We start from the raw sequence: 19,955 nt of genomic DNA, 5'->3' as shown, positions 1-19,955 counted from the left end.
GAATGTCCCGTCCGACCCATCGCGCCCTTCGCCATCTGGCGCTCTCCGGCTGCTGCGCTGCAGCGCTCGTCGTCGGGCAGGCGCCGGCGCGTGCCCAAGGGGCGGGTGCCGAGGCGCTCGGCGCGATGGCGCCGCTGGCCGGCCTGGCGGGCGCGCCGGACCTCAGCTTCTCGCAATGGCTGCTGCCCTATGCCCCGATGATCTTCGACGTGGTCGTCACTTTCGGCCGCAGCGCCGCGGTGATCACCTACCAGTCGCGCGGCTACGATCCCGTCACCCGCGACTTCGTCGTGTCCGGCCTCAAGATCGGGCGGGCGGGCGTCGACGTCGCCGTCGACCGGATCCGGATCAACGCCGAGAACCAGCTCTACGAGGGCATCTCGGTCGACACCCGCGCGATCCCGATGGACGCCGAGGCCCGCGATACGCTGAAGAAGCTGGATTCCGAGGTCATCCGCGGCGACATCGTCGCGTCCGTCGATGCCGATGTCGGTTCCGCCACCTACGATGTCGACGTCGAGGCGACGTTCCGCAACATCGGCGCCTTGAGCCTTGCCGCCAAGGTCGAGGGGTTTCACGTGCTGGTGCCGCTGGACGAGGTCGCCGCCGATCTTGAGGGGCCGCCGGTCACCGATGGCGAGATGCCCGCCGAGCCGGTGCCGGCGAGCGATGCGCCGGTGGTCGTCGGCAAGCTGCACAGCGCGACGCTGCGCTACGACGATGCCGGCCTCACCGCCGTCGGCTTCGGGATCGCCGCCGAGGCGCAGAACCTCACGGCCGGCCAGCTGCAAGGGGCGATCACCACCATGCTGACGCCGATGATCTCCAGCCTGTTCCAGGACATGCCGGGCGGTGCCAGCCCGGCACTGATGGAGCGGGCGGTCGGCTGGTCCGGCGCGCTGCAGACCTATCTCGCCAAGCCCGAGCACATCGAGATCCGCTTCCAGCCGGAGACGCCTTTCGACCTCGGCCGGATCAAGCCCGGCGTGCAGCTCGACGAGCCGATGATCCTCGCCCTCAATCCGTCGGTTTCGGCCGCGGCTAGCGAGCGGACGGCGCTGGTCGATCCGGCATCGGGCCAGGCGGCCGGCACCGCCGCCGGCCTTGCCGACATGCCGCTGGCGCGGCGGCTGGTCGAGGGCGTCGGCCTTCCGCAGGACGTCCGCCGCGGCGTCGCGCTGGCGCTGTCCGACATCGCGGCCGGCAAGCCGGAAGCCTCGGCCATCGTCGTGCGCGGCATCGTGCTCGACCCGGATTCTGCGGTGACGCCCGACAGCGCCGCCTCGTCCTACGTGCTGCTGCTCTTGGCCAAGGCGCAAGGCGAGGCCGTGCCGGACGCGATCCTCGGCGCCGTCCGCGCCCGGCTGACGCCGGAACAGGTCGCCGCCGGCGAGCAGGCGGCACTGTCGCAATGGCAGGCCGGCGCCGGCGCCGACCAGGTGACGGAGGAGAAGTCGGTGATCGCGGCGCGCGACTGGAGCGGGCTGCGCAACCTCGCCTTCGACTACTACGAGGGCGCCGGTGTGCCGCGCAACCTGACGCGCGCCTACGCCTTCGCCAGCGTGGCAGCGGCGGGCGGCGACCGGCTCGCCACGACGCTCCGCAACGACCTCCTCACCGGCCTGCGCGACAAGCGCCTGGCGTTCTCCCCCACCGCCGCCCGCAGCGATGCCGACACGATGTGGCAGGCGATCCTTGCCGCCGGCGGGACGGCGAAGCCGGCGCAGTAAGGGGCGCAGGTTCCAAGGCTGAGAAGGCTTGAGTGCCGCGCGCTGTCGCCAAGCCGAAGGCCGTAAGCGCTGACGTTTCGTCATCCTCGCGCGCAAGCGCGGGGACCCATGCCAAGGCGGCGGAGCCGGTTTCGTTTAAGGAGGCGGGTGCCGGTTTGTAGCCGTAGCGGTTATGGATGCGGAGAGGCATGGGTCCCCGCGCGATGCGCGAGGATGACGACCGCCGTAGGTTTGCGCCTCTTAGCAGCGGGCGATCGCTAAGCCTTCGTGGGGCCGACGCCCATGGGTTTCGGCTTCCTGCGCTTCCAGAGGGGATGGCGACCTTTGAGCGATGCGTCCCGCCGCTACGCCTCTTCGCCGAACTTGTCGGCGACGAGGCGGGCGATGGCGTTGAGGGCGGCTTCCGCCTCGCGGCCGCTGGCCTCAACTTCGATGGTCGAGCCGAGGCCGGCGGCGAGCATCATCAGGCCCATGATCGACTGGCCACCGACGCTGAGGCCGTCGCGGCTGACCTTGAGTTCGGCGTCGAAAGTTTCGGCGAGCTGCACGAAGCGCGCCGAGGCCCTGGCGTGCAGGCCGCGCTTGTTGACGATCGCGAGCTGGCGGTGCAGCGGCTCGCTTAGAAGGGCGTTTGCGTCTTCGCTGTCGACCGCGCGATTGTCCTCACCCGTCATGGCTGGCCTCATTTGCCGCTGAGAATGCGGCTGGCGACGTTGATGTATTTCCGGCCGGCCTCCTGCGCGATGCGCAGGGCGTCGGTGATCGACTGGTCCTGCCGGACGCTCGCGAGCTTGATCAGCATCGGCAGGTTCATGCCGGCGAGGACGTCGACATTCGTGCCGTCCATGACCGAGATTGCAAGATTCGAGGGCGTGCCGCCGAACATGTCGGTGACGATGATCACGCCGGCGCCGCGGTCGGCGCGGGCGACGGCTTCGACGATGTCGTTGCGCCGCTGCTCCATGTCGTCCTCGGGGCCGATCGAGATGGTCTCGAAAGCCTCCTGCGGGCCGACGACGTGTTCGACCGCCAGCTTGAACTCCCGGGCGAGCTGCCCATGGGTCACGAGTACCAGTCCGATCATGCCGGTACGACTCCGCCGGTCAGGCCGGTCGCTTCCGTGGTACAGCGGCGGCGACCGCCGGAGCCTGTGGCCGTGCCGGCCCGCAAGGTCAAACTCGGCAGCATCGCGCCATCGCGGTTGGGAAGGGGAACAAGGGACGCACTCCGCACTGCTTGCGACGGTATCCACGGACGATGCCATCCGGCATCGGTTCCGTGACGGGCCACACGGCGTGGACCCGGCCAAAACGTCGAGTGACCATGCACCAGGAACGGGGTGGCTCGCAATGCTGCACGGCACACATCTCCATGAACCAGTCTGGACTGTGTCTCAAAAACGGCGGTTCTGGCCTTGCTGCCCAAGATTCACCGGAAGTCGGCCAAGCATCTCGAAGAATAGCGCCCTATCCTTAACCCGGAATGCTGTTCTGGCGCTGTCCACCCGCGCACCAGAGGAGGCTGTGCAGGATGTCTGCCCCGAGCGCGGCTTGCCGGGCCGGTAGCGTGATGCGCCAGAGGGCGATGCCGGCAATCTCGGTGGTCTTCGTCTCCGGCATCCGCTCGATCGCCTCGGGTGCCGCGAGCTCGACGACGAGGTGGAGCCGGACGCGCTCGATCGATGCGGTCTCGACGATGCCGATGCCGGAAATCTCGATCAGCCCGCGAATCGACGGTGGCGCGACCGCTTCCACCCCGCCGTCGGCGGTCTCGATGAAGACCTGGTCGTCCGAGACCAAGGCAGCCTCGCGCCCGAGGAGTTCCGCCCGCCGCAGAAGCGACAGCGCCAGCGAAGACTTGCCGCTGCGCGCCGCGCCGCGGATCAAGATGCCTTGGCCCGAGATGGCGACGACGGTGGCGTGGAGGTTGACCGGCGGGCTCACGCGGCCGGCAGCCGGACGGTAAAGCGGGCGCCGAGGAGCTGGCCTTCGGCGCGGGGGTCGGGAATGTTCTCCGCCTGGAGCGAGCCGCCATGCGCCTCGACGATCTGCAGCGAGATCGACAGGCCGAGCCCGGAATTCTGGCCGAAAGCCTCGCTTGAGGGACGGTCGGTGTAGAAGCGCTCGAAGATCCGCTCGATCTTCTCGGCCTGGATACCCGGCCCGTTGTCCTCGATGGTGACGACGACCTGCAGGCCGCGCCGTTCGATCGAGACGAGGATACGGCCCCCCTCCGGCGGCACGAAGGAGCGGGCATTGTCGATGAGGTTGGTGAAGACCTGGCCGAGCCGCAGGTCATGACCGGCGACGGCGTAGCCGCGTCCCTGCACCGGCGGCGCCACCTTGAGGATGATCTGGGTGTCCCAGCCCTCCTTGGTGTGGGCGCGGGCGCCGTCGACCACCGAGCCGATGAGGCTCGACAGCTCGACCCGGCCGACCACCTCGCGCGCCAGCTCGGCATCGAGGCGGGATGCGTCGGAAATGTCGGTGATCAGCCGGTCGAGGCGGCGAACGTCGTGCTCGATGACCGCGAGCAGGCGCTGCTTCGACACCTCGTTGCGGGCGAGCGGCAAGGTCTCGACCGCCGATCGGAGCGAGGTCAGCGGGTTCTTCAGCTCGTGGCTGACGTCGGCGGCAAAGCTCTCGATCGCGTCCATCCGCTTGTAGAGCGCATTGGTCATGTCGCGCAGCGCGCTGGCGAGATTGCCGACCTCGTCGGCGCGGTCGCCGAAGTCCGGGATCTCCTCGCGCGACTGGACGCCGCGCTTGACGCGGAGCGCCGCTGCGGCAAGGCGCCGGAGCGGCGTCGCGATGGTCGAGGCGAGGAGGATCGACAGCACCACGGTGACGAGGGCGGCGACGGCGAAGACGCGGATGATCGCCATGCGCTCTGCCTGGACGATCTTGTCGATGTCGCCGCCTTGCGTCGACAGCAGGAGCACGCCGAGCACCGCGCGGAAACGCTGGATGGGAACGGCGACGGAGACAATGAGCTCGCCCTTGTCGGTGACCCTGACAACGGTGGCAGGGCCACCGGTGAGGGCGTTCATCACCTCGGGATAGGTCGTACCGGAACCGCCGGGCGTCTCGGAATAGAGCGGCAGGTCGCTGCGCTGGAAGAGGTCCTGCAGCCAGCTGACCATTCGCTCGGGCACGCTCGGCTCCTCGTCGGCGACGGGCGGCAGGTCGTAGCGCAGGATCTGGCCGCGGGAATAGAGGTGGCGCGAATCGAGGATCAGGTTGGCGTCGCGGTCGTAGAGCCGGGCGCGCGTCCGGGTCGGCGAGATCAGCCGGCGCAGGAGCGGCGCGACACGCTCCGGGTTGATCGGGAAGTCCAGGCTGTCGGCCGAATCCATCCCCGGCTGCAAGGTGGAGCCGGCCTGCAGTTCCAGGAGCTTTTCGGGGTCGAGGGTGATCGAATTGGTCTCGACCGTCGCCGAAGAAGCAATGGCGCTGGCGATGATCTCGCCTTGCGTCAAAAGGCTCTCGACGCGGGCATCGATCAGCCCGGCGCGGAACTGGTTGAGGTAGAGGATGCCTGAGACCTGGACGATCAGCGCGACAAGGTTGAGGAAGACGATGCGCCGGGTCAGCGAGGAGAAGATGGAGTGGCCGAGCAGCCAGCGGGCCCGCGTCAGGCCCCGCCGCACCATCGGCAACCGGCGAAGCCGCGTGCGGCCGAGCGCGCCGAACCGCCGCCGCCGCGTCGCCGCGTTGTCCCGCCCGGCATTGTTGCTCCCGCCATCGCCCTCAGCGTCTGCGACCATTCGAGTTCAGCTCATCCGTTCGGGGCCGTCGGGGCCATACCGGGTCGATTCGCGCCGACCGCGCCGCCGTGCCCCGGTCCTGCGTCAGGAAGCCACCGTCACGGTGATTCCCGACGCCAGCTCTATCAGACCTCGCGGAACCTGTAGCCCACACCATAGAGCGTTTCGATCATGTCGAAGTCGTCGTCGATCGCCTTGAACTTCTTGCGCAGCCGCTTGATGTGGCTGTCGATGGTGCGGTCGTCGACATAGACCTGCTCGTCATAGGCCGCGTCCATCAGCGCGTCGCGGCTCTTGACCACGCCCGGGCGCTGGGCGAGCGAATGCAGGATGAGGAACTCGGTGACGGTCAGCGTCACCGGCTGGCCCATCCAGGTCGAGGTGTGCCGCTCCTGGTCCATGACCAGCTGGCCGCGCTCCAGCGAGGCCTCCGGCACCGGGCCGGTCTTGGCGGTCTCGCGCGCCACGCCGCGGCGCAGGATCGCCCGCACCCGCTCGACCAGAAGGCGCTGGGAGAAGGGTTTGCGGATGTAGTCGTCGGCGCCCATTTTCAGCCCGAACAACTCGTCGATCTCCTCGTCCTTCGAGGTCAGGAAGATCACCGGCAGGTCGGACTTCATGCGCAGTCTGCGGAGCAGCTCCATGCCATCCATGCGCGGCATCTTGATATCGAAGATCGCAAGGTTGGGCGGGCGCGAGGTCAGCCCCTCCAGCGCTGAGGCGCCGTCGGTATAGGTCTCGACGCGGTATCCCTCGTTCTCCAGGGCGATCGACACGGACGTCAGGATGTTCCTGTCGTCGTCCACCAGAGCGATTGTCGGCATCGAAAAACTCTCCTCGTCGTCGTGTGCCGGCGGGCCGATGGTCCGCGACGGCAAAAGCGCGCGGCCAAGCCGCAGCGGAAACAAACCTTGGTCACCCCGCGCTAGCCCTGGGGCTGTTGCCGCGGCGGCCGACTTGCCTTCACGCGACATCATTCGCTCTTAAATGTGGCGGCCGGCTGAAATTGCCAGTTTCTGGGGCTTCCAGCCGTCGAAAGCGGCTTTCTGGCGGGAAGTAGCACGGCTTAAAACGACAAACGGCGGCTCCAGGGAGCCGCCGCAAAAAATGTGCGCGGGCGCGCAGGTACGGGTTTAGAGGTCGACCTTCTTGTACTCGGTGGTGTCCGGCCGGTCCTTCGAGCCGAGATAGGCCTTCGCGAACTCCCAGGCCTGCTCGACCTTGCTGGCCTTCACGTCCCAGAGTTCGGCCTGGTCGGGGTCGATCACCAGCACGACGACGCTTGGATCCTCCTTGCCCTGCGGCATCCAGGCCTCGGCCTCGGAGTCCCAGATCTTCTCCACCAGTGCGCGGTCGGAGGAGATGCGCGCGGTGCCGGAGACCGAGACATACTTGCCGTGTTTCGAAAAGGTCAGCGCCACGCCGTTGTCGGCCTCGATTTCCTCGACCTTGTGCGACTCGCGGTCGGTCAGGAAGAGGATCTCACGGCGCTCTTGCGAGACCCGCGGCGCCATCGGACGCGCCCGGAGCTGGCCGCCATTGCGGGTGACGACCATGCAGGTATCGAAGTCGTCGACCATGTCCCAGAAAGCGTCGGTGGTGTTCGTGGTCATATCGGATCCTTTTCCACTCGGTAAAAATGCCGGCGGCGTCCGGGCCGGCTGCTGGCCCTTGCGGGCAGCCTCCCTGCCGGGCCGCTTCCCCACTCAAATGCCGGAAAGAGCAAAAGGTGCCGTCGACCGCTCAACTCCGTAGCTTCGACGGTCAGGCAAGAGAACATTGCCGGCGCGGCAGTCAATGAACCGATTAGATTTTGGCGGCCCAACATTAAATCGATTAATACTCTGAGTTCATTGGACAATCAGAGAAAGGCGGCTTGCTCAACATGATGCAGCGCAGTATTGACTGGAGCACTTGATCGTGACCTGCCGGGGCGGGGAGCGCAGACGAAGGAGTGACGGCATGGACGAGATCGGGCTGCGCAACCGCGCCAAAGGGCTGGACACCACGGGACTGACCGACCTCGCCTCGGTGCGGTGGAATCTGACGGAGGTCGAGCTGACCGAGACCGCGATCCGTCGCGGCGAAGGCGAGTTCACCGCCCATGGCGCGCTGGTGGTCACCACCGGCCAGCACACCGGCCGGTCCGCCAAGGACAAGTTCGTCGTCCGCGACGAACACACCGATCCGGTGATCTGGTGGGATAACAACAAGTCGATGGAGCCCGAGGCCTTCGAGCGCCTCTACGACGACTTCAAGGCGCATGCCAAGGGCCGCGACCTCTTCGTGCAGGACCTCGTCGGCGGCGCCGATCCCGACTATGCGATCTCGACCCGCGTCGTGACGGAATATGCCTGGCACGCCTTGTTCATCCGCAACCTCCTGATCCGCCCGACGCGCGAGGCGCTGCAGAGCTTCGATCCGGAGCTGACGATCATCGACCTGCCGTCCTTCCGCGCCGACCCCGAGCGGCACGGCGCGCGGACCGAGACAATCATCGCCTGCGACCTGACCCGCAAGATCATCCTGATCGGCGGCACCTCCTATGGCGGCGAGATGAAGAAGTCGGTGTTCACCGTCCTCAACTATCTCCTCCCCGCCAAGGGCGTGATGCCCATGCACTGCTCGGCCAATTCCGGCGAGGGCGACGACGTCGCGGTGTTCTTCGGCCTGTCCGGCACCGGCAAGACGACGCTCTCGGCCGACCCGAAGCGCACGCTGATCGGCGACGACGAGCATGGCTGGGGCGAGCACGGGGTCTTCAACTTCGAGGGCGGCTGCTACGCCAAGACGATCAAGCTCTCTGCCGAGGCGGAGCCGGAGATCTTTGCGACGACGCGCAAGTTCGGCACCGTCCTCGAAAACGTCGTGCTCGATGCCGACCGGGTCCCGGACTTCGACGACAAGTCGCTGACCGAGAACACCCGCGCCGCCTATCCCCTGCACTTCATCCCGAACGCCAGCGAGAGCGGCCGGGCGGGCCATCCGAAGAACATCATCATGCTGACGGCGGACGCCTTCGGCGTGCTGCCGCCGATCGCCAAGCTGACCTCGGCCGAGGCGATGTACCACTTCCTCTCCGGCTATACCGCGAAGGTCGCGGGCACCGAGAAGGGCGTGACCGAGCCGGAAGCGACGTTCTCGACCTGCTTCGGCGCGCCGTTCATGCCGCGCCACCCGTCGGAATACGGCAACCTCCTGCGCGACCTCATCGGCAAGCACGGCGTCGACTGCTGGCTCGTGAACACCGGCTGGACCGGCGGCGCCTACGGCACCGGCAACCGCATGCCGATCAAGGTGACGCGGGCGCTGCTCGCCGCCGCGCTCGATGGCTCGTTGAAGGATGCCGAGTTCCGTACCGACCCCTCCTTCGGCTTCCAGGTGCCGGTGGCCGTCGAGGGCGTCGACGCCGGCATTCTCGACCCGCGCTCGACCTGGGCCGACAAGGCCGCCTACGACCGGCAGGCCGCCAAGCTCGTCGAGATGTTCCGCGCCAATTTCGGGAAGTTCGAGGCGCATGTCGGCAGCGACGTGCTCGAGGCCTCGCCGATCTCGGCGCTCGCCGCCGAATAGGCGCGCCACCCCCTGCTCTGGGAGGGCAGGCCCGCGATCACCGTTCGGGAGAGCGGCGGTCGCGGGCCTTTTTGTTTTCCGGCCCGGCGCTTGCCAGGCGCAGGCGCCGCGGGCACATGGAGCGAGCGGGTGCAGCGGAGCCACAGCGGGCGGGGCCGCAACGGGGGCTTAGGGAGGAACGCGATGAGCGAGGAAGAGGACGGGCTGCGCGTCAATGCCCGGCTGCTGATCCCCGGCGCCTTTCTCGAGGAAAGCTTCATCCGCTCGAGCGGCCCCGGCGGGCAGAACGTCAACAAGGTCGCGACCGCCGTGCAGCTGCGCTTCGACGCGCGCGGCGCCCGGGTGCTGTCCGACGAGGTGGCGGTGCGGCTGATGAAGCTTGCCGGCAGCCGCACGACGAAGGCCGGCGAGATCCTGATCGAGGCCTCGCGCCACCGCACCCAGGAGCGCAACCGCCAGGACGCGCGCGACCGGCTGATCGCCTTGATCCAGGAAGCGCTCGTCCCGCCGCCGCCGCCGCGCAAGAAGACGCGGCCGTCGAAGGGCTCGGTCGAGCGGCGGCTGACCGGCAAGCGCGTGCGCGCCGACGTCAAGAAGGGCCGTGGCCGCGTCGACGACTGACGCCGTTCCGGACCCCAAAACCATCCGCCTTGCCCACCGCGCGCCAATCCGTCGTCTGTCGTCGCGAACGAATGCACGCGTTCAACACGTCCGCGTGCTTGCGGTCCGGGCACGGGACTCGGCTCTGGTGCCAGCGCGCCCAGCGGCTACATAATGGGAGACCATCACTCGATCTCCGGAGGGCGCCATGCAGCGTCGGCAGTTTCTTCAGACCAGCGCAGCGCTTTCCGTGACCCTTCTCGGCGGCGTCGCGCTTTTCGGTCTCGGCCGGCCCGCCGAAAGCGCCGAGGGTGATTTCCGCTTTAAGCTGACCGACGAGGAATGGCGCAAGAAGCTGACGCCCGACCAGTACACCGTGCTGCGCCAGGAAGGCACCGAGCGGCCCTTCTCCAGCCAGCTGAACCATAACGAGAAGCAAGGCACCTACAGCTGCGCCGGCTGCGACACGCCGGTCTACACTTCCGACACCAAGTTCGATTCCGGGACGGGCTGGCCGAGCTTCTATGCGGCGATCGCCGGCGCTGTCGGCAATACCACGGACTACAAGCTGGTCTATCCCCGCACCGAGGAGCATTGCGCCACCTGCGGCGGCCATCTCGGCCATGTCTTCGACGACGGCCCCGCCCCGACCGGCAAGCGCCACTGCATCAACGGCGTCGTCCTGAACTTCCGCGAAAACGGCACCGCCTCCTGACGGTACGGCGCCTCGTGCCGGTCTGGCAGAAGAGGGAGACGGTTTCTTTACCGATGAGGCGGAGCATGAGGGCGCGGGCATTCGAGGCCGCGACCTGATTGAACTCGGAGAAAGCCGACGCCATATGAGGTGAACAGTGCCGGAGACGCCGCTTCCCTGGGTCTCCATCCAAAGTCGCTTTCACAAGGACTTGGCTTGATGAGCCGGATGACACCGTTTTCCAGTCCCTTTCTGCTGGGCTTCGATACCGTCGAGCGCACCCTCGAGCGCATCGGGAAAGGCGGGGAGGGCTATCCTCCCTACAACATCGAGCGCATCGGCGAGGAGGGCGAGAACGGCCCGACAGGGTCGCATTTCCTGCGGATCACGCTGGCGGTCGCCGGCTTCCGTCCGGAGGATCTCGAGGTGACCACGGAAGAGAACCAGCTGACCATTCGTGGCCGACAAGGCGACGAGAAGGACCGCGACTATCTTCACCGGGGGATTGCCGCGCGGCAGTTCCAGAAGAACTTCCTGTTCGCCGACGGGATGAAGATCATCGGGGCAACGCTGAAGAACGGCTTGCTGCTGATCGATCTCGCAAGGCCCGAACCGGAGCGCGTCGTGAAGCGCATCGAGATCATTGTCACCGCGTGAAGACCGGTCCGGTGGATCGATTATGTCCGCGCTACGTTTGCCTTTGAGGAGACGATAATATGACGAATACCATGACGTCGACCATTTCCGAGACCGATCTCGCCGCCATCGGCGAAGGCCATGTCGCTTACCTCCGCCGCATGTCGTCGGACGACATCCGCGCCAAATTCCCATCCGCGCAGTCGATCGCGCCCGGCATCAGCCTCTGGGCCTTGTTCGGTGCTGACGGTACGCCGCTCGCGGTTTCCGATGACCGCGGCAGCATTCTCGCCAGCGCTTCGGACAACTCGCTGACCACCGTCAGCATCCACTAAGAGGCGTATGAGGCGGTTCAGCAATTAGGCGACGTGGGTTGCCGCTGTAGTCAATATTCCAGAATAGAGAGGGTGGCGAAAGCCGCCCTTTTTTGTACCGTGATGAAGGATTGCGGGATGGGCCAGAAATCGATGTCAGGCGGCGTGCGGGGACCGTGACTCGGTCATCAGGGAATAGATCGTCTCGGAATCGCGGGACGAGCGCAGCCGGGCGACGGTTTCCGGGTTGCGCAGGAGCCGGGCGATCTTCGACAGCGCCTTCAGATGATCGGCGCCGGCGCCTTCGGGCGCCAGCAACAGGAAGACGAGATCGACCGGCTGGTCGTCGAGCGCATCGAACTCGATCGGGCGGCTGAGCCGGCCGAAGACGCCGACGAGCCGCGTCAGGTTGGACAGTTTGCCGTGCGGGATGGCGATGCCGTTGCCGACCCCTGTCGATCCCAGACGCTCGCGCTGCAGCACGGTCTCGAAGATCTCGCGCTCGGACAGGCCCGTCTGCTCGGCGGCGCGCTCGGACAGTTCCTGCAGCACCTGCTTCTTGGAAGTGGCCTTCAGCGCCGGCAGGATCGCCTCCGGCACAATGAGGTCGCCGAGGTCCATCGCGATGATCTTGGCAGGGGAATGCGACGTCATGAGGCTGGAAATCCGTATCTGAGGCGGGCTGCCGGTGAGACCGGATAGGCGGTCCCCGCAGCACATCGTCGGACGGGCATGGCTCGCGTCACCATGAACGCGGAGCCATGCCCGAGGCTTTACGCCTCGGTCTTGTAGGTCGAGGGGTCGACCCAGCCGAAATTGCCGTCGGCGCGGCGGTAGACGATGTTCACCTCGCCGCTGCCGGCATTGCGGAACACCACCACCGGGCTGTCGCGCCGGTCGAGTTCCATCACCGCGCTCGCTACCGACATGTAGCGAACCTGAAGCGAGGTCTCGGCGACGATCGCCGGTGCGTAGTCCTCCGGCACCTCGTCGATGTCGTCTTCCTCCGGCAAGGGCGCCTGCATGACCGTATAGGCGACGTCGCGCTGCTGGCCGTTGCCGCCGGCATAATGGTCCTTCAGGCGGCGCTTGTAGCGGCGCAGGCGCTTTTCGATGCGTTCGGCGGAATCGGCGAAGGCGACCTCCGGATCATGCGCCTCGCCCGCGGCCTGGAAGATCACGCCGGTATCCAGGTGAAGGCTGCAGTCGCTGGAAAACCGCGGCCCGTCCTTCGACACCACGACCGTGGCGCTGAAATTGCCGTCGTAATATTTCCCGACCAGCTGGCCGAGCTTGTCCTCGATCCGTGTGCGAAACGCTTCGCCCACATCCATATGTTTGCCGGATACCCGAACACTCATATTGCTAGCTCCTCCGGACAATCGATCCCGCTTCGACACGAAGTGGATCCGTCCCCTTGATACACCGGCCAGCTGGTTCTGGCCGGATCTTTTCGCGAAGGGCCCGCGCCAATCCGGCCGGCGCGGCCTTCTCGATCGCCATGGGTCCGACCGACGGTTTTAGGGTCGGCCTTCTAAGAACGATCGAACCTCCTGTCAACGCGAAGCACGGCTCTGCGATCCCCTGACACATCGCGTGATCGGGCTCGGTTCCGGCCGGTTGCTCCCCAGCATTCAGAAGAGCGAACGCGATCAGATGCTTGGCGGGCGGTCAGGACGCGAGCCGCCGGGCGTTAAATTCTCGGCGGCGTTGTATCGAGGACGGAATACCCAGCCCTTCCCGATATTTTGCGACCGTGCGCCGTGCCAGATCCACGCCTTCGCGCTTCAGTTTCTCGGCGATATCGTCGTCGGAGAGCACCGAGCCCGGCCCCTCGGCGCCGACCATGGTCTTGATGCGGTGCTTGACGCTCTCGGCCGAATGCGCGTCGCCGCCGGAGGAGGAGGCGATCGCCACGGTGAAGAAGAATTTCAGTTCGAACGTGCCGCGGGGCGTCGCCATGTACTTGTTGGCGGTGACCCGGCTGATTGTCGATTCATGCATGCCGACGGCCTCGGCGACGCTCATCAGCGTCAGCGGCTTCAGCCCGGTAATGCCTTCCATCAGGAAGCCGTCCTGGCGGCGGACGATCTCGCTCGCGACCTTCAGGATGGTGCGGGCGCGCTGGTCGAGCGAGCGGACCAGCCAGTTGGCGGAGGCGTGGCAGTCCGAGATGAAGGTCTGCTCCGCTTTGTCGAGCCGCCCGGTGGCGATGCGCTGGACATAGTCGGACTGGATGAGGACCTTCGGTAGCGCGTCCGGGTTCAGCTCGATCCGCCAGCTGCCGTCGGACGCCGCCTCGACCACGACGTCGGGCACGACGACGTCCACTGCCGAGGCCTCGAAGCCCTGGCCGGGCTTGGGGTCCAGCCGACGGATCTCCGCCAGGATGTCCATCAGGCCGCTCTCGTCCTCGCCGGTGATCCGGCGGAGCGCGGCAAAGTCGCGGCGGCCAAGAAGGTCGAGATGCGCGAGGACGCTTTCCATCACCGGGTCGAGACGGTCCTGCCGGCGCAGCTGGATGGCGAGGCAGTCCGAAAGGTCCAGCGCGAACAGTCCGGCCGGCTCCGCCTCGCGCTGCAGCCGGGCGATGATGTCCGCCAGCCGGGCCGGTGCAATGCCGAGCGTTTCGGCGGTCTGCCCGACATCGAGGCGGAGATAGCCGACTTCGTCGAGCTGCTCGATCAGGCTCTCGGCGATCTTGCGCTCCAGCGGATCGCGGATCGCCTCCTGGATCTCCTGCAAGGCGTGGGCGTAGAGCGAGGGCCTCGCCTCGGCCAGCGCCTCGATGAACGAGGCGCCCGAGCCGCCACCGCCGCCGGCGCCGTCATGGCCGCTCGGCTGCAGCGGGCTGCGCTCGTCCGCCTGCGTGCCGGCGGCGGGCTCGACCGCGTCGAAGCCGTCGTCATAGGCGTCGCCGTCCTCGCGCGCGCCGGACAGAGCGGTCTCGCCGCTGTTTGCCTCGGCAGGAACGCCTGCCTCCGCAGCTCCCTCGTTTCCCTCCGCGCTGCCGGAATCGGCGCCGGCGTCGGTCGCGAGCAGCGGGTTCTTCTCCATTTCCTGGTCGATGAAGGTTTGCAGCTCGCGGTGCGAGAACTGCAGCAGCCGGATCGACTGCAGCAGTTGAGGGGTCATCACCAGGCTCTGGCTTTGACGCATCTGGAGCTTAGCGGAGAGCATCGAACACGCCTTGCGAACACATCCCGGACAGGATGGCCGGACAAAAACCCCGTCCGGGCCGACCGGCATCAAAGCTGGTCCGCATCTTGCTTGTCAATGCGCCCCCGGCTTTCGCCGAGCGAAACTGCCGCTCGGTCAAGACTGCCGGGTCAGAAGGTAAACTGGTCGCCGAGATAGAAGCGCCGGACGTCGACATTGTCGACGATTTCCTGCGGGTCACCATGCGTCAGGACGGCGCCGGCATGCATGATGTAGGCGCGGTCGATGAGGCCGAGCGTCTCGCGGACGTTGTGGTCGGTGATGAGGACGCCGATGCCGCGCTGGGTGAGGTGGCGCACGAGGTCCTGGATGTCGGAGACGGCGATGGGATCGACACCCGCGAACGGCTCGTCGAGCAGCATGAAGGTCGGCCGTGAGGCGAGTGCCCGGGCGATCTCGCAGCGCCGACGCTCGCCGCCGGAGAGCGCCGTCGCCGGCGATTTGCGCAGGTGCTCGATGTGGAACTCCTCGAGCAAGGCGGTCAGCTGGTCCTCGCGGGCCGACTTGTCCTTCTCGACCACTTCCAGCACGGCGCGGATGTTGTCCTCGACCGACAGGCCGCGGAAGATCGAGGCCTCCTGCGGGAGGTAGCCGATGCCGAGGCGCGCCCGGCGGTACATCGGGATCTGCGTGATGTCGTGCCCGTCGAGCTCGATCCGGCCGCCATCGACCGGCACCAGGCCGGTGATCATGTAGAAGCACGTCGTCTTGCCGGCGCCGTTCGGGCCGAGGAGGCCGACGGCCTCGCCGCGGCGCACGAAGACGTCGACATTGTCGACGACGCGGCGCCCGCGATAGGACTTGGTGATGCCGCTCGCCACCAGCGTGCCGGCCGTATCGGTGCGCGCGGCGTCCCCCATCAGCGCATCGCGCGAGCCGGGCGCGGCGCCGATGATCCGCTGCGGGCCGGGGGCCGGGGCGCGGGTGTCGCGGTGCATCGGGGTATCGGTCATATGGCTAGGCCCACTGGATTGGGTTCGGCCCGCGCGGCGCGGGCAATGCGCAACCGGCGGGCGTCCTGTTGCGGTAAGCGGCCCCTCGCAAGGCGCCGGAACGGCGGCCCTTGCGGGCCGCCAGCAGCGCGGCCTACTGGCCGGCGGGCTTCTGGTCGGGCGCCATCAGCATCTTAATGCGGCCACCGCTCTTGCCGCCGCCGCTGAACTGGGCGATGCCGGTGTCCATGTGGATGGTGAGCTTGGGCCCCCGGGCGACGTTCTCGCCTTGCGACAGCACCACGTTGCCCGTCAGGATAGCGAGCTGCGTCTTCATGTCGAAATTGGCGGTCTCGGCCGTCGCCACCTGGTCGGTCGACTTGATGTAGACCTTGCCGCTCGCCTCGATCCGGTCGATCTGGTTGTTGCCGCCCGGCAGCGCGCCCTTGGAGGCCGCAAGCTTCGGCTTCGGCGCGTCCGCGGGGGCCTTCGCATCGGCCGCCGGCGCCTTGATGTAGTAGACCAGGAGCTTCGCCGTCTTGATCAGCGTCTCGCCCTGCGACACCGAGACGTTGCCACTGAAGGTCGCAAGCGCCTTGGCGTCGTCGACGTCGAGCTGGTCGGACTCGATCGCGATCGGCTGGTCGCCTTGAACGTTGAGGCCGTTGAAGGTGCCGGGCGCCTGGGCGAAAGCCGGTGCGGCTGCGCAGAACAGGCCGGCCAGGACGAGATGGCGGGCGAAGGGGAGAAGCGGGCGTGTCATGGCGCGGAGCTTTCGGATGGGGCGGGGCGGGCGGTGTCGGGCGCAGCACTCGCGTCGGTCGGAGCGTCTGCGGCGGAGGGCAGCATGGTCATCTTCACGCCGTCGCCAAAGCTCAGGAGCTTGCCGCCGTTCTTGACGGTGAGGGAGCCGGCGTTGATCGTCTGGTTGGGCATGTCGATCGCCACGGGACCCTTGCCGACCATGTTGCCCGCGGCGAGGTCGATCTCAGCATCCTTCAGCCGGATCGACATGCCATCGGTGGTGTCGACGGTGATGTCGTCGAAGAGGTTCAGCTTCTGCGCCTTCTGATCGAAATGGCCGCGCGTGGCGACGATGTCGGCCGTGGTATCGGCGCGCACGCCGACATTCGCCTTGATCGTCTCGAGATCGACGCCGCCGCCGTCGAGCGACTGGATGGCGCGCTGGGCGACCATCGAATAGGGCCGGCCGGCCTTGTCGAAGCCCGTCATCCGCGGGTCCTCCATGACGATGCGGCCGTTGTCGAGGCTGGCGGAGGAGATCGAGACGTCGTCCGGCAGGCTGCGCGCGAAGAAGGTGACGAGGCCGCCGCCGACGACGATGATCACGGCAAGCATCGGCAGTCCGATTTTCAGCAGCCGGACGAGGCGCGAGTGACGCCGGGCACGGGCAAACTCGCGCTCCGAGCGGACATGGTCGTGCTGGCCGCCGAAGGCAGCCGTCGGCACGGCCCTGTCCATGTGTCCTGTGCTCGCCGTCAAACCGCTTGTCCTGCGCTTTCTGCCTGATGCTGCATCACGATGGGGCCCGATCGCCAGGCCAGGCGCCGGGGCGGGCGGCGAACGAAGGTCTTCGTGACCGCTCCCGAAAGAGCCAGCCGGTATGTCAGCAATATGGGATTTTTGCGTCCCGTTAAAGAGAGGGGGCCCCGCCCGCGTTTTTGTCGCGCTTGGCAAGTCCCCAGCGAAAGTCTATCGAACAAGGGTTAGCAAATCATGATGGTGGACGTGACTTGGCCTCTGCACAGGACCTGATCGACCGGCGACGCCTACGGCGCAAGCTCGGCTTCTGGCGCGTGCTGGCGGTGCTCTTCCTCGCCGCGGCGGTGGTCGGCATCCCGCTGGCGCTGCGGTCCGCCGATGGCCCGCTCGGCGTCGGCGACCAGATCGCACGGGTGAAGATCGAGGGCCTGATCACCGAGGACGAGAAGCTGCTCGACCTCCTGAAGGATCTGAAGGACGACGCCTCGGTCAAGGCGGTGATCCTGCAGATCGACAGCCCCGGCGGCACGACGGTCGGCGGCGAGACGCTCTACCGCGCCGCCCGCGCGATCGCCGAGGTCAAGCCGCTCGCCGCCGAGGTCGGGACGCTGGCCGCCTCCGCCGGCTACATGGTCGCCGCGGCCTCCGACCACATCGTCGCACACGACACCTCGATCGTCGGCTCGATTGGCGTCCTGTTCCAGTATGTCGACGCCTCGGTCCTCCTTGGAAACGTCGGCGTCGACGTCCGGGCGATCAAGTCCTCGCCGATGAAGGCCGAGCCATCGCCTTTCGCGCCGGCGAGCCCCGAATCGCAGGAGATGATCCGCCGTTTGGTGATGGACACCTATCAGTGGTTCGTCACTTTGGTCGGCGAGCGCCGCCCGATCGACGCGGCCGAAGCGCTGCGGCTGGCCGACGGGTCGGTGTTCACCGGCCGGCAAGGGCTCGCCAACCACCTCGTCGACGCGCTGGGCGGCGAGGACGAAGTGCGTTCCTGGCTGGAGAACGACCGGAAAGTCGCCAAGGGCCTCGACATCGTCGACCGCGAGCCGGCCAAGGACGAGGGCTTCGGCTGGTCGCCCTTTGCGCAGGCGCGCGCCTTCGCCTTTGCCACCCTCGGCCTCGATCCGGCGGCCGAGACCTTGCCGCAGGCGCTGGCGCGGGGCACCGGCCAGATCAGCGGCCTTGTCTCGCTCTGGGCGCCCGGCGCCGGCTTCGGCGGGCGGTAAGCCGGCCGTTCCGCAGCCGAAGAGCGATCTGGCATATTGATCTCGCCATCCCGCTGCCGTTAAGGTCGGGTTAGAGGTCACGCACCGCAGGCCGGCATTTGCCGGAGCCGCCGACGTCAGGCCCTTTCTCGGGCAGCATGGGTATTTCTGGAAATTCCCGTCGGCGGACGATCCGCCCCTTTCGACCCAAAGACACTGGAGCAGTCCGTGATCAAGTCCGAACTCGTGCAGATCATCGCGAGCCGAAACCCGCATCTCTACCAGCGTGACGTCGAGACCATCGTCAACGCCATCTTCGACGAGATCACCGACGCGCTCTGCGAGAGCAACCGCGTTGAGCTGCGCGGCTTCGGCGCCTTCTCGGTGAAGAACCGCCCGCCGCGCTCCGGCCGCAACCCGCGCACCGGCGAGTCGGTCGACGTCGAGGAGAAATGGGTGCCGTTCTTCAAGGCCGGCAAGGAGCTGCGCGAGCGCCTGAACGACGGCGGCTGACCCGCTCCGGCGGCTCTCGGACCGGTCCGCCGGACGAGCGCCGCAAGCCGCCATCGACACGGCGCGATTGACCACGCGCGCCGGACTGCCATATCGATGCTCTGGCAAGACCACGTCCGGTGAACCCAGGACGACAAGCGCAGGGATGCATGATGATCTCCAGAATTCTGTCCTTCGTGATCCTGGTGCCGCTGGCGATCCTCTTGGTCGTGTTCTGCGTGTCGAACCGCGAGGTGGTCACCATCTCGCTCGATCCGCTCGGCACCATGCCGCAGTTCACTTTCGGTCTGCCGCTGTTCATCATCCTGATGGGCGCGGTGATCGTCGGGGTCATCCTCGGCGGCATCGGCACCTGGCTGACCCAGGCGCACTATCGCCGCAAGGCGGCCGTCCGCAAAGCGGAGGTCGCACGGCTTCGCCGCGAGGCGGATGACGCCAACGAGCGCCTGCGCCTGCTGCGCGAGGACTCGGTTCCGACGTCGACTGCCCTCGTCGCGCCCCGCGCCGCCTGATCTGACGCAGTCCGGCCTTTGCGACAGCGCTCCTCAGAGGGGCGCTGCCGCGAGTGTGGTCTGCTGACAATCTGGTTAAGCCGGATGCTGGGGAGGTGCTGGGCTCGCGGCGATCCAGCAGGCGTCTTGCCGCCCCTCGTCTTTCCCTGACCTACGAGCCTGCTGGCTTCGAGACCCCTGGTGTGGACTGGGCACCGGCCGCGAGGTGGGCGGCGAAGGCGTCGAAGAAGCGCGTGGCGAGCTTGTTGATGGTCGATTCGATCAGCCGGCCGCCGAACTGGGCGATCCGTCCGGAAATTTCGGTGTCGAGCACGGCATAGTGCACCACGGTCTCCTGCCCGTCCGCCTCGAGCCGGACGTCGGCGCTGCCCTTGGCAAACCCCGCCATGCCGCCCTTGCCCTCGCCGATGATCGTGTAGCGCGAGGGCGCCTCGACGTTTTCGAGCCGGATGACACCGTTCAGCCGCAGCCGGATCGGCCCGATCCGGAACGAGACCGTCGTCTCCATCCGGCCGGGCGAGGTCATTTCCAGCCGCTCGCAGCCGGGAATGCAGGCGCCGAGCACCAAAGGGTCGTTCAGCGCCGTCCAGACGGCATCCCGCGGGGCGGGCAGGCGAAATTCGCCGGTGAGATCCATATCCTCGTCCCTTCTGCCGCCTTCCTCGCTGCGGAAAAAGGACTGCTGCCGGCCAGAGCGCCCGGCATCCAAGAGGATGCAGGAAGGCCGTTTCATCTTTGAGAGGCGAGGGCAT

22 protein-coding genes are annotated in these 19,955 nt (G+C 67.2%); 9 read left to right on the top strand and 13 right to left on the bottom strand.

The window, feature by feature from the left end:
- The first annotated feature begins 2 nt into the window (after positions 1–2).
- Entirely contained in the window at positions 3–1,730 is a 1,728-nt protein-coding gene (locus tag ACZLZQ_RS04410) for an aq_1923 C-terminal domain (RefSeq protein ID WP_472948308.1), read from the top strand.
- A 344-nt stretch (positions 1,731–2,074) separates the two neighbouring features.
- On the opposite strand, the gene ACZLZQ_RS04405 is transcribed toward ACZLZQ_RS04410, so the two are convergent.
- The 6 genes from ACZLZQ_RS04405 to ACZLZQ_RS04380 form a co-directional block, all read right to left on the bottom strand.
- Positions 2,075–2,404 (bottom strand): HPr family phosphocarrier protein, encoded by a 330-nt coding sequence (locus ACZLZQ_RS04405; protein ID WP_472934349.1) that lies wholly within the window; start codon positions 2,402–2,404, stop codon positions 2,075–2,077.
- 8 nt (positions 2,405–2,412) lie between these two features.
- Positions 2,413–2,814 carry a PTS sugar transporter subunit IIA gene (locus ACZLZQ_RS04400; protein WP_472934350.1) on the bottom strand — a complete coding sequence of 134 codons (402 nt, stop codon included), beginning with the start codon at positions 2,812–2,814 and terminating at the stop codon, positions 2,413–2,415.
- A gap of 388 nt (positions 2,815–3,202) precedes the next feature.
- On the bottom strand, positions 3,203–3,673 hold the full coding sequence (locus ACZLZQ_RS04395; RefSeq protein ID WP_472948307.1) for an HPr kinase/phosphorylase: 471 nt from the start codon (positions 3,671–3,673) through the stop codon (positions 3,203–3,205).
- On the bottom strand, positions 3,670–5,382 hold the full coding sequence (locus ACZLZQ_RS04390) for a sensor histidine kinase (protein ID WP_472948448.1): 1,713 nt from the start codon (positions 5,380–5,382) through the stop codon (positions 3,670–3,672). The genes ACZLZQ_RS04395 and ACZLZQ_RS04390 overlap by 4 nt, the downstream gene beginning before the upstream one ends.
- A 239-nt stretch (positions 5,383–5,621) precedes the next feature.
- On the bottom strand, positions 5,622–6,320 hold the full coding sequence (locus tag ACZLZQ_RS04385) for a response regulator (RefSeq protein ID WP_472934352.1): 699 nt from the start codon (positions 6,318–6,320) through the stop codon (positions 5,622–5,624).
- A 309-nt stretch (positions 6,321–6,629) separates the two neighbouring features.
- The gene (locus ACZLZQ_RS04380) at positions 6,630–7,109 is read right to left on the bottom strand and encodes a pyridoxamine 5'-phosphate oxidase family protein (protein ID WP_472934353.1); all 480 of its coding nucleotides are present in this window, start codon (positions 7,107–7,109) and stop codon (positions 6,630–6,632) included.
- A gap of 349 nt (positions 7,110–7,458) precedes the next feature.
- Between ACZLZQ_RS04380 and ACZLZQ_RS04375 the strand changes: the two genes are divergently transcribed.
- From ACZLZQ_RS04375 to ACZLZQ_RS04355, 5 genes are all read left to right on the top strand, one after another.
- The gene (locus tag ACZLZQ_RS04375; protein ID WP_472948306.1) at positions 7,459–9,069 is read left to right on the top strand and encodes a phosphoenolpyruvate carboxykinase; all 1,611 of its coding nucleotides are present in this window, start codon (positions 7,459–7,461) and stop codon (positions 9,067–9,069) included.
- A gap of 183 nt (positions 9,070–9,252) precedes the next feature.
- Positions 9,253–9,690 carry an alternative ribosome rescue aminoacyl-tRNA hydrolase ArfB gene (gene arfB / locus ACZLZQ_RS04370; RefSeq protein ID WP_472934355.1) on the top strand — a complete coding sequence of 146 codons (438 nt, stop codon included), beginning with the start codon at positions 9,253–9,255 and terminating at the stop codon, positions 9,688–9,690.
- Between the two features lie 187 nt (positions 9,691–9,877).
- Positions 9,878–10,384 carry a peptide-methionine (R)-S-oxide reductase MsrB gene (msrB, locus tag ACZLZQ_RS04365; protein ID WP_472948305.1) on the top strand — a complete coding sequence of 169 codons (507 nt, stop codon included), beginning with the start codon at positions 9,878–9,880 and terminating at the stop codon, positions 10,382–10,384.
- A 198-nt stretch (positions 10,385–10,582) separates the two neighbouring features.
- Positions 10,583–11,020: an Hsp20 family protein gene (locus ACZLZQ_RS04360; protein ID WP_472948304.1), complete on the top strand. Its 438-nt coding sequence runs from the start codon at positions 10,583–10,585 to the stop codon at positions 11,018–11,020.
- A gap of 59 nt (positions 11,021–11,079) precedes the next feature.
- Positions 11,080–11,334, top strand: coding sequence for a BQ00720 family protein (locus tag ACZLZQ_RS04355; protein ID WP_472948303.1), 255 nt, complete (start codon positions 11,080–11,082; stop codon positions 11,332–11,334).
- A 135-nt stretch (positions 11,335–11,469) separates the two neighbouring features.
- On the opposite strand, the gene ptsN is transcribed toward ACZLZQ_RS04355, so the two are convergent.
- The 6 genes from ptsN to lptC form a co-directional block, all read right to left on the bottom strand.
- Positions 11,470–11,934, bottom strand: coding sequence for a PTS IIA-like nitrogen regulatory protein PtsN (ptsN, locus tag ACZLZQ_RS04350; protein ID WP_472934461.1), 465 nt, complete (start codon positions 11,932–11,934; stop codon positions 11,470–11,472).
- Between the two features lie 152 nt (positions 11,935–12,086).
- Entirely contained in the window at positions 12,087–12,674 is a 588-nt protein-coding gene (gene hpf, locus ACZLZQ_RS04345) for a ribosome hibernation-promoting factor, HPF/YfiA family (protein ID WP_472934359.1), read from the bottom strand.
- Positions 12,675–12,984: 310 nt separating this feature from the next.
- The gene (gene rpoN / locus ACZLZQ_RS04340; protein WP_472948302.1) at positions 12,985–14,493 is read right to left on the bottom strand and encodes an RNA polymerase factor sigma-54; all 1,509 of its coding nucleotides are present in this window, start codon (positions 14,491–14,493) and stop codon (positions 12,985–12,987) included.
- A 149-nt stretch (positions 14,494–14,642) separates the two neighbouring features.
- Entirely contained in the window at positions 14,643–15,392 is a 750-nt protein-coding gene (gene lptB / locus ACZLZQ_RS04335) for an LPS export ABC transporter ATP-binding protein (RefSeq protein ID WP_472934462.1), read from the bottom strand.
- A 226-nt stretch (positions 15,393–15,618) separates the two neighbouring features.
- On the bottom strand, positions 15,619–16,227 hold the full coding sequence (locus ACZLZQ_RS04330) for an LptA/OstA family protein (RefSeq protein WP_472934361.1): 609 nt from the start codon (positions 16,225–16,227) through the stop codon (positions 15,619–15,621).
- Positions 16,224–16,934 carry an LPS export ABC transporter periplasmic protein LptC gene (lptC, locus tag ACZLZQ_RS04325; protein ID WP_472948301.1) on the bottom strand — a complete coding sequence of 237 codons (711 nt, stop codon included), beginning with the start codon at positions 16,932–16,934 and terminating at the stop codon, positions 16,224–16,226. The genes ACZLZQ_RS04330 and lptC overlap by 4 nt, the downstream gene beginning before the upstream one ends.
- A gap of 284 nt (positions 16,935–17,218) precedes the next feature.
- Here lptC and sppA point away from each other — a divergent pair, with 284 nt between their 5' ends.
- From sppA to ACZLZQ_RS04310, 3 genes are all read left to right on the top strand, one after another.
- Complete coding sequence (gene sppA, locus ACZLZQ_RS04320) at positions 17,219–18,199, top strand: signal peptide peptidase SppA (protein WP_472934363.1); 981 nt, start codon at positions 17,219–17,221, stop codon at positions 18,197–18,199.
- A gap of 207 nt (positions 18,200–18,406) precedes the next feature.
- Entirely contained in the window at positions 18,407–18,691 is a 285-nt protein-coding gene (locus ACZLZQ_RS04315; protein WP_472934364.1) for an integration host factor subunit beta, read from the top strand.
- Between the two features lie 152 nt (positions 18,692–18,843).
- Positions 18,844–19,203, top strand: coding sequence for a lipopolysaccharide assembly protein LapA domain-containing protein (locus tag ACZLZQ_RS04310; RefSeq protein WP_472948300.1), 360 nt, complete (start codon positions 18,844–18,846; stop codon positions 19,201–19,203).
- 151 nt (positions 19,204–19,354) lie between these two features.
- Here ACZLZQ_RS04310 and ACZLZQ_RS04305 read toward each other — a convergent pair whose 3' ends face one another.
- Positions 19,355–19,840, bottom strand: a complete 486-nt coding sequence (locus ACZLZQ_RS04305; protein ID WP_472948299.1) for an SRPBCC family protein — start codon at positions 19,838–19,840, stop codon at positions 19,355–19,357.
- Between the last annotated feature and the right edge of the window lie 115 nt (positions 19,841–19,955).

Source organism: Mesocryomonas lacus (assembly GCF_055730105.2).
The sequence above is the reverse complement of the archived record's forward strand: the minus strand, read 5'-3'. Positions and strand labels throughout refer to the sequence as shown.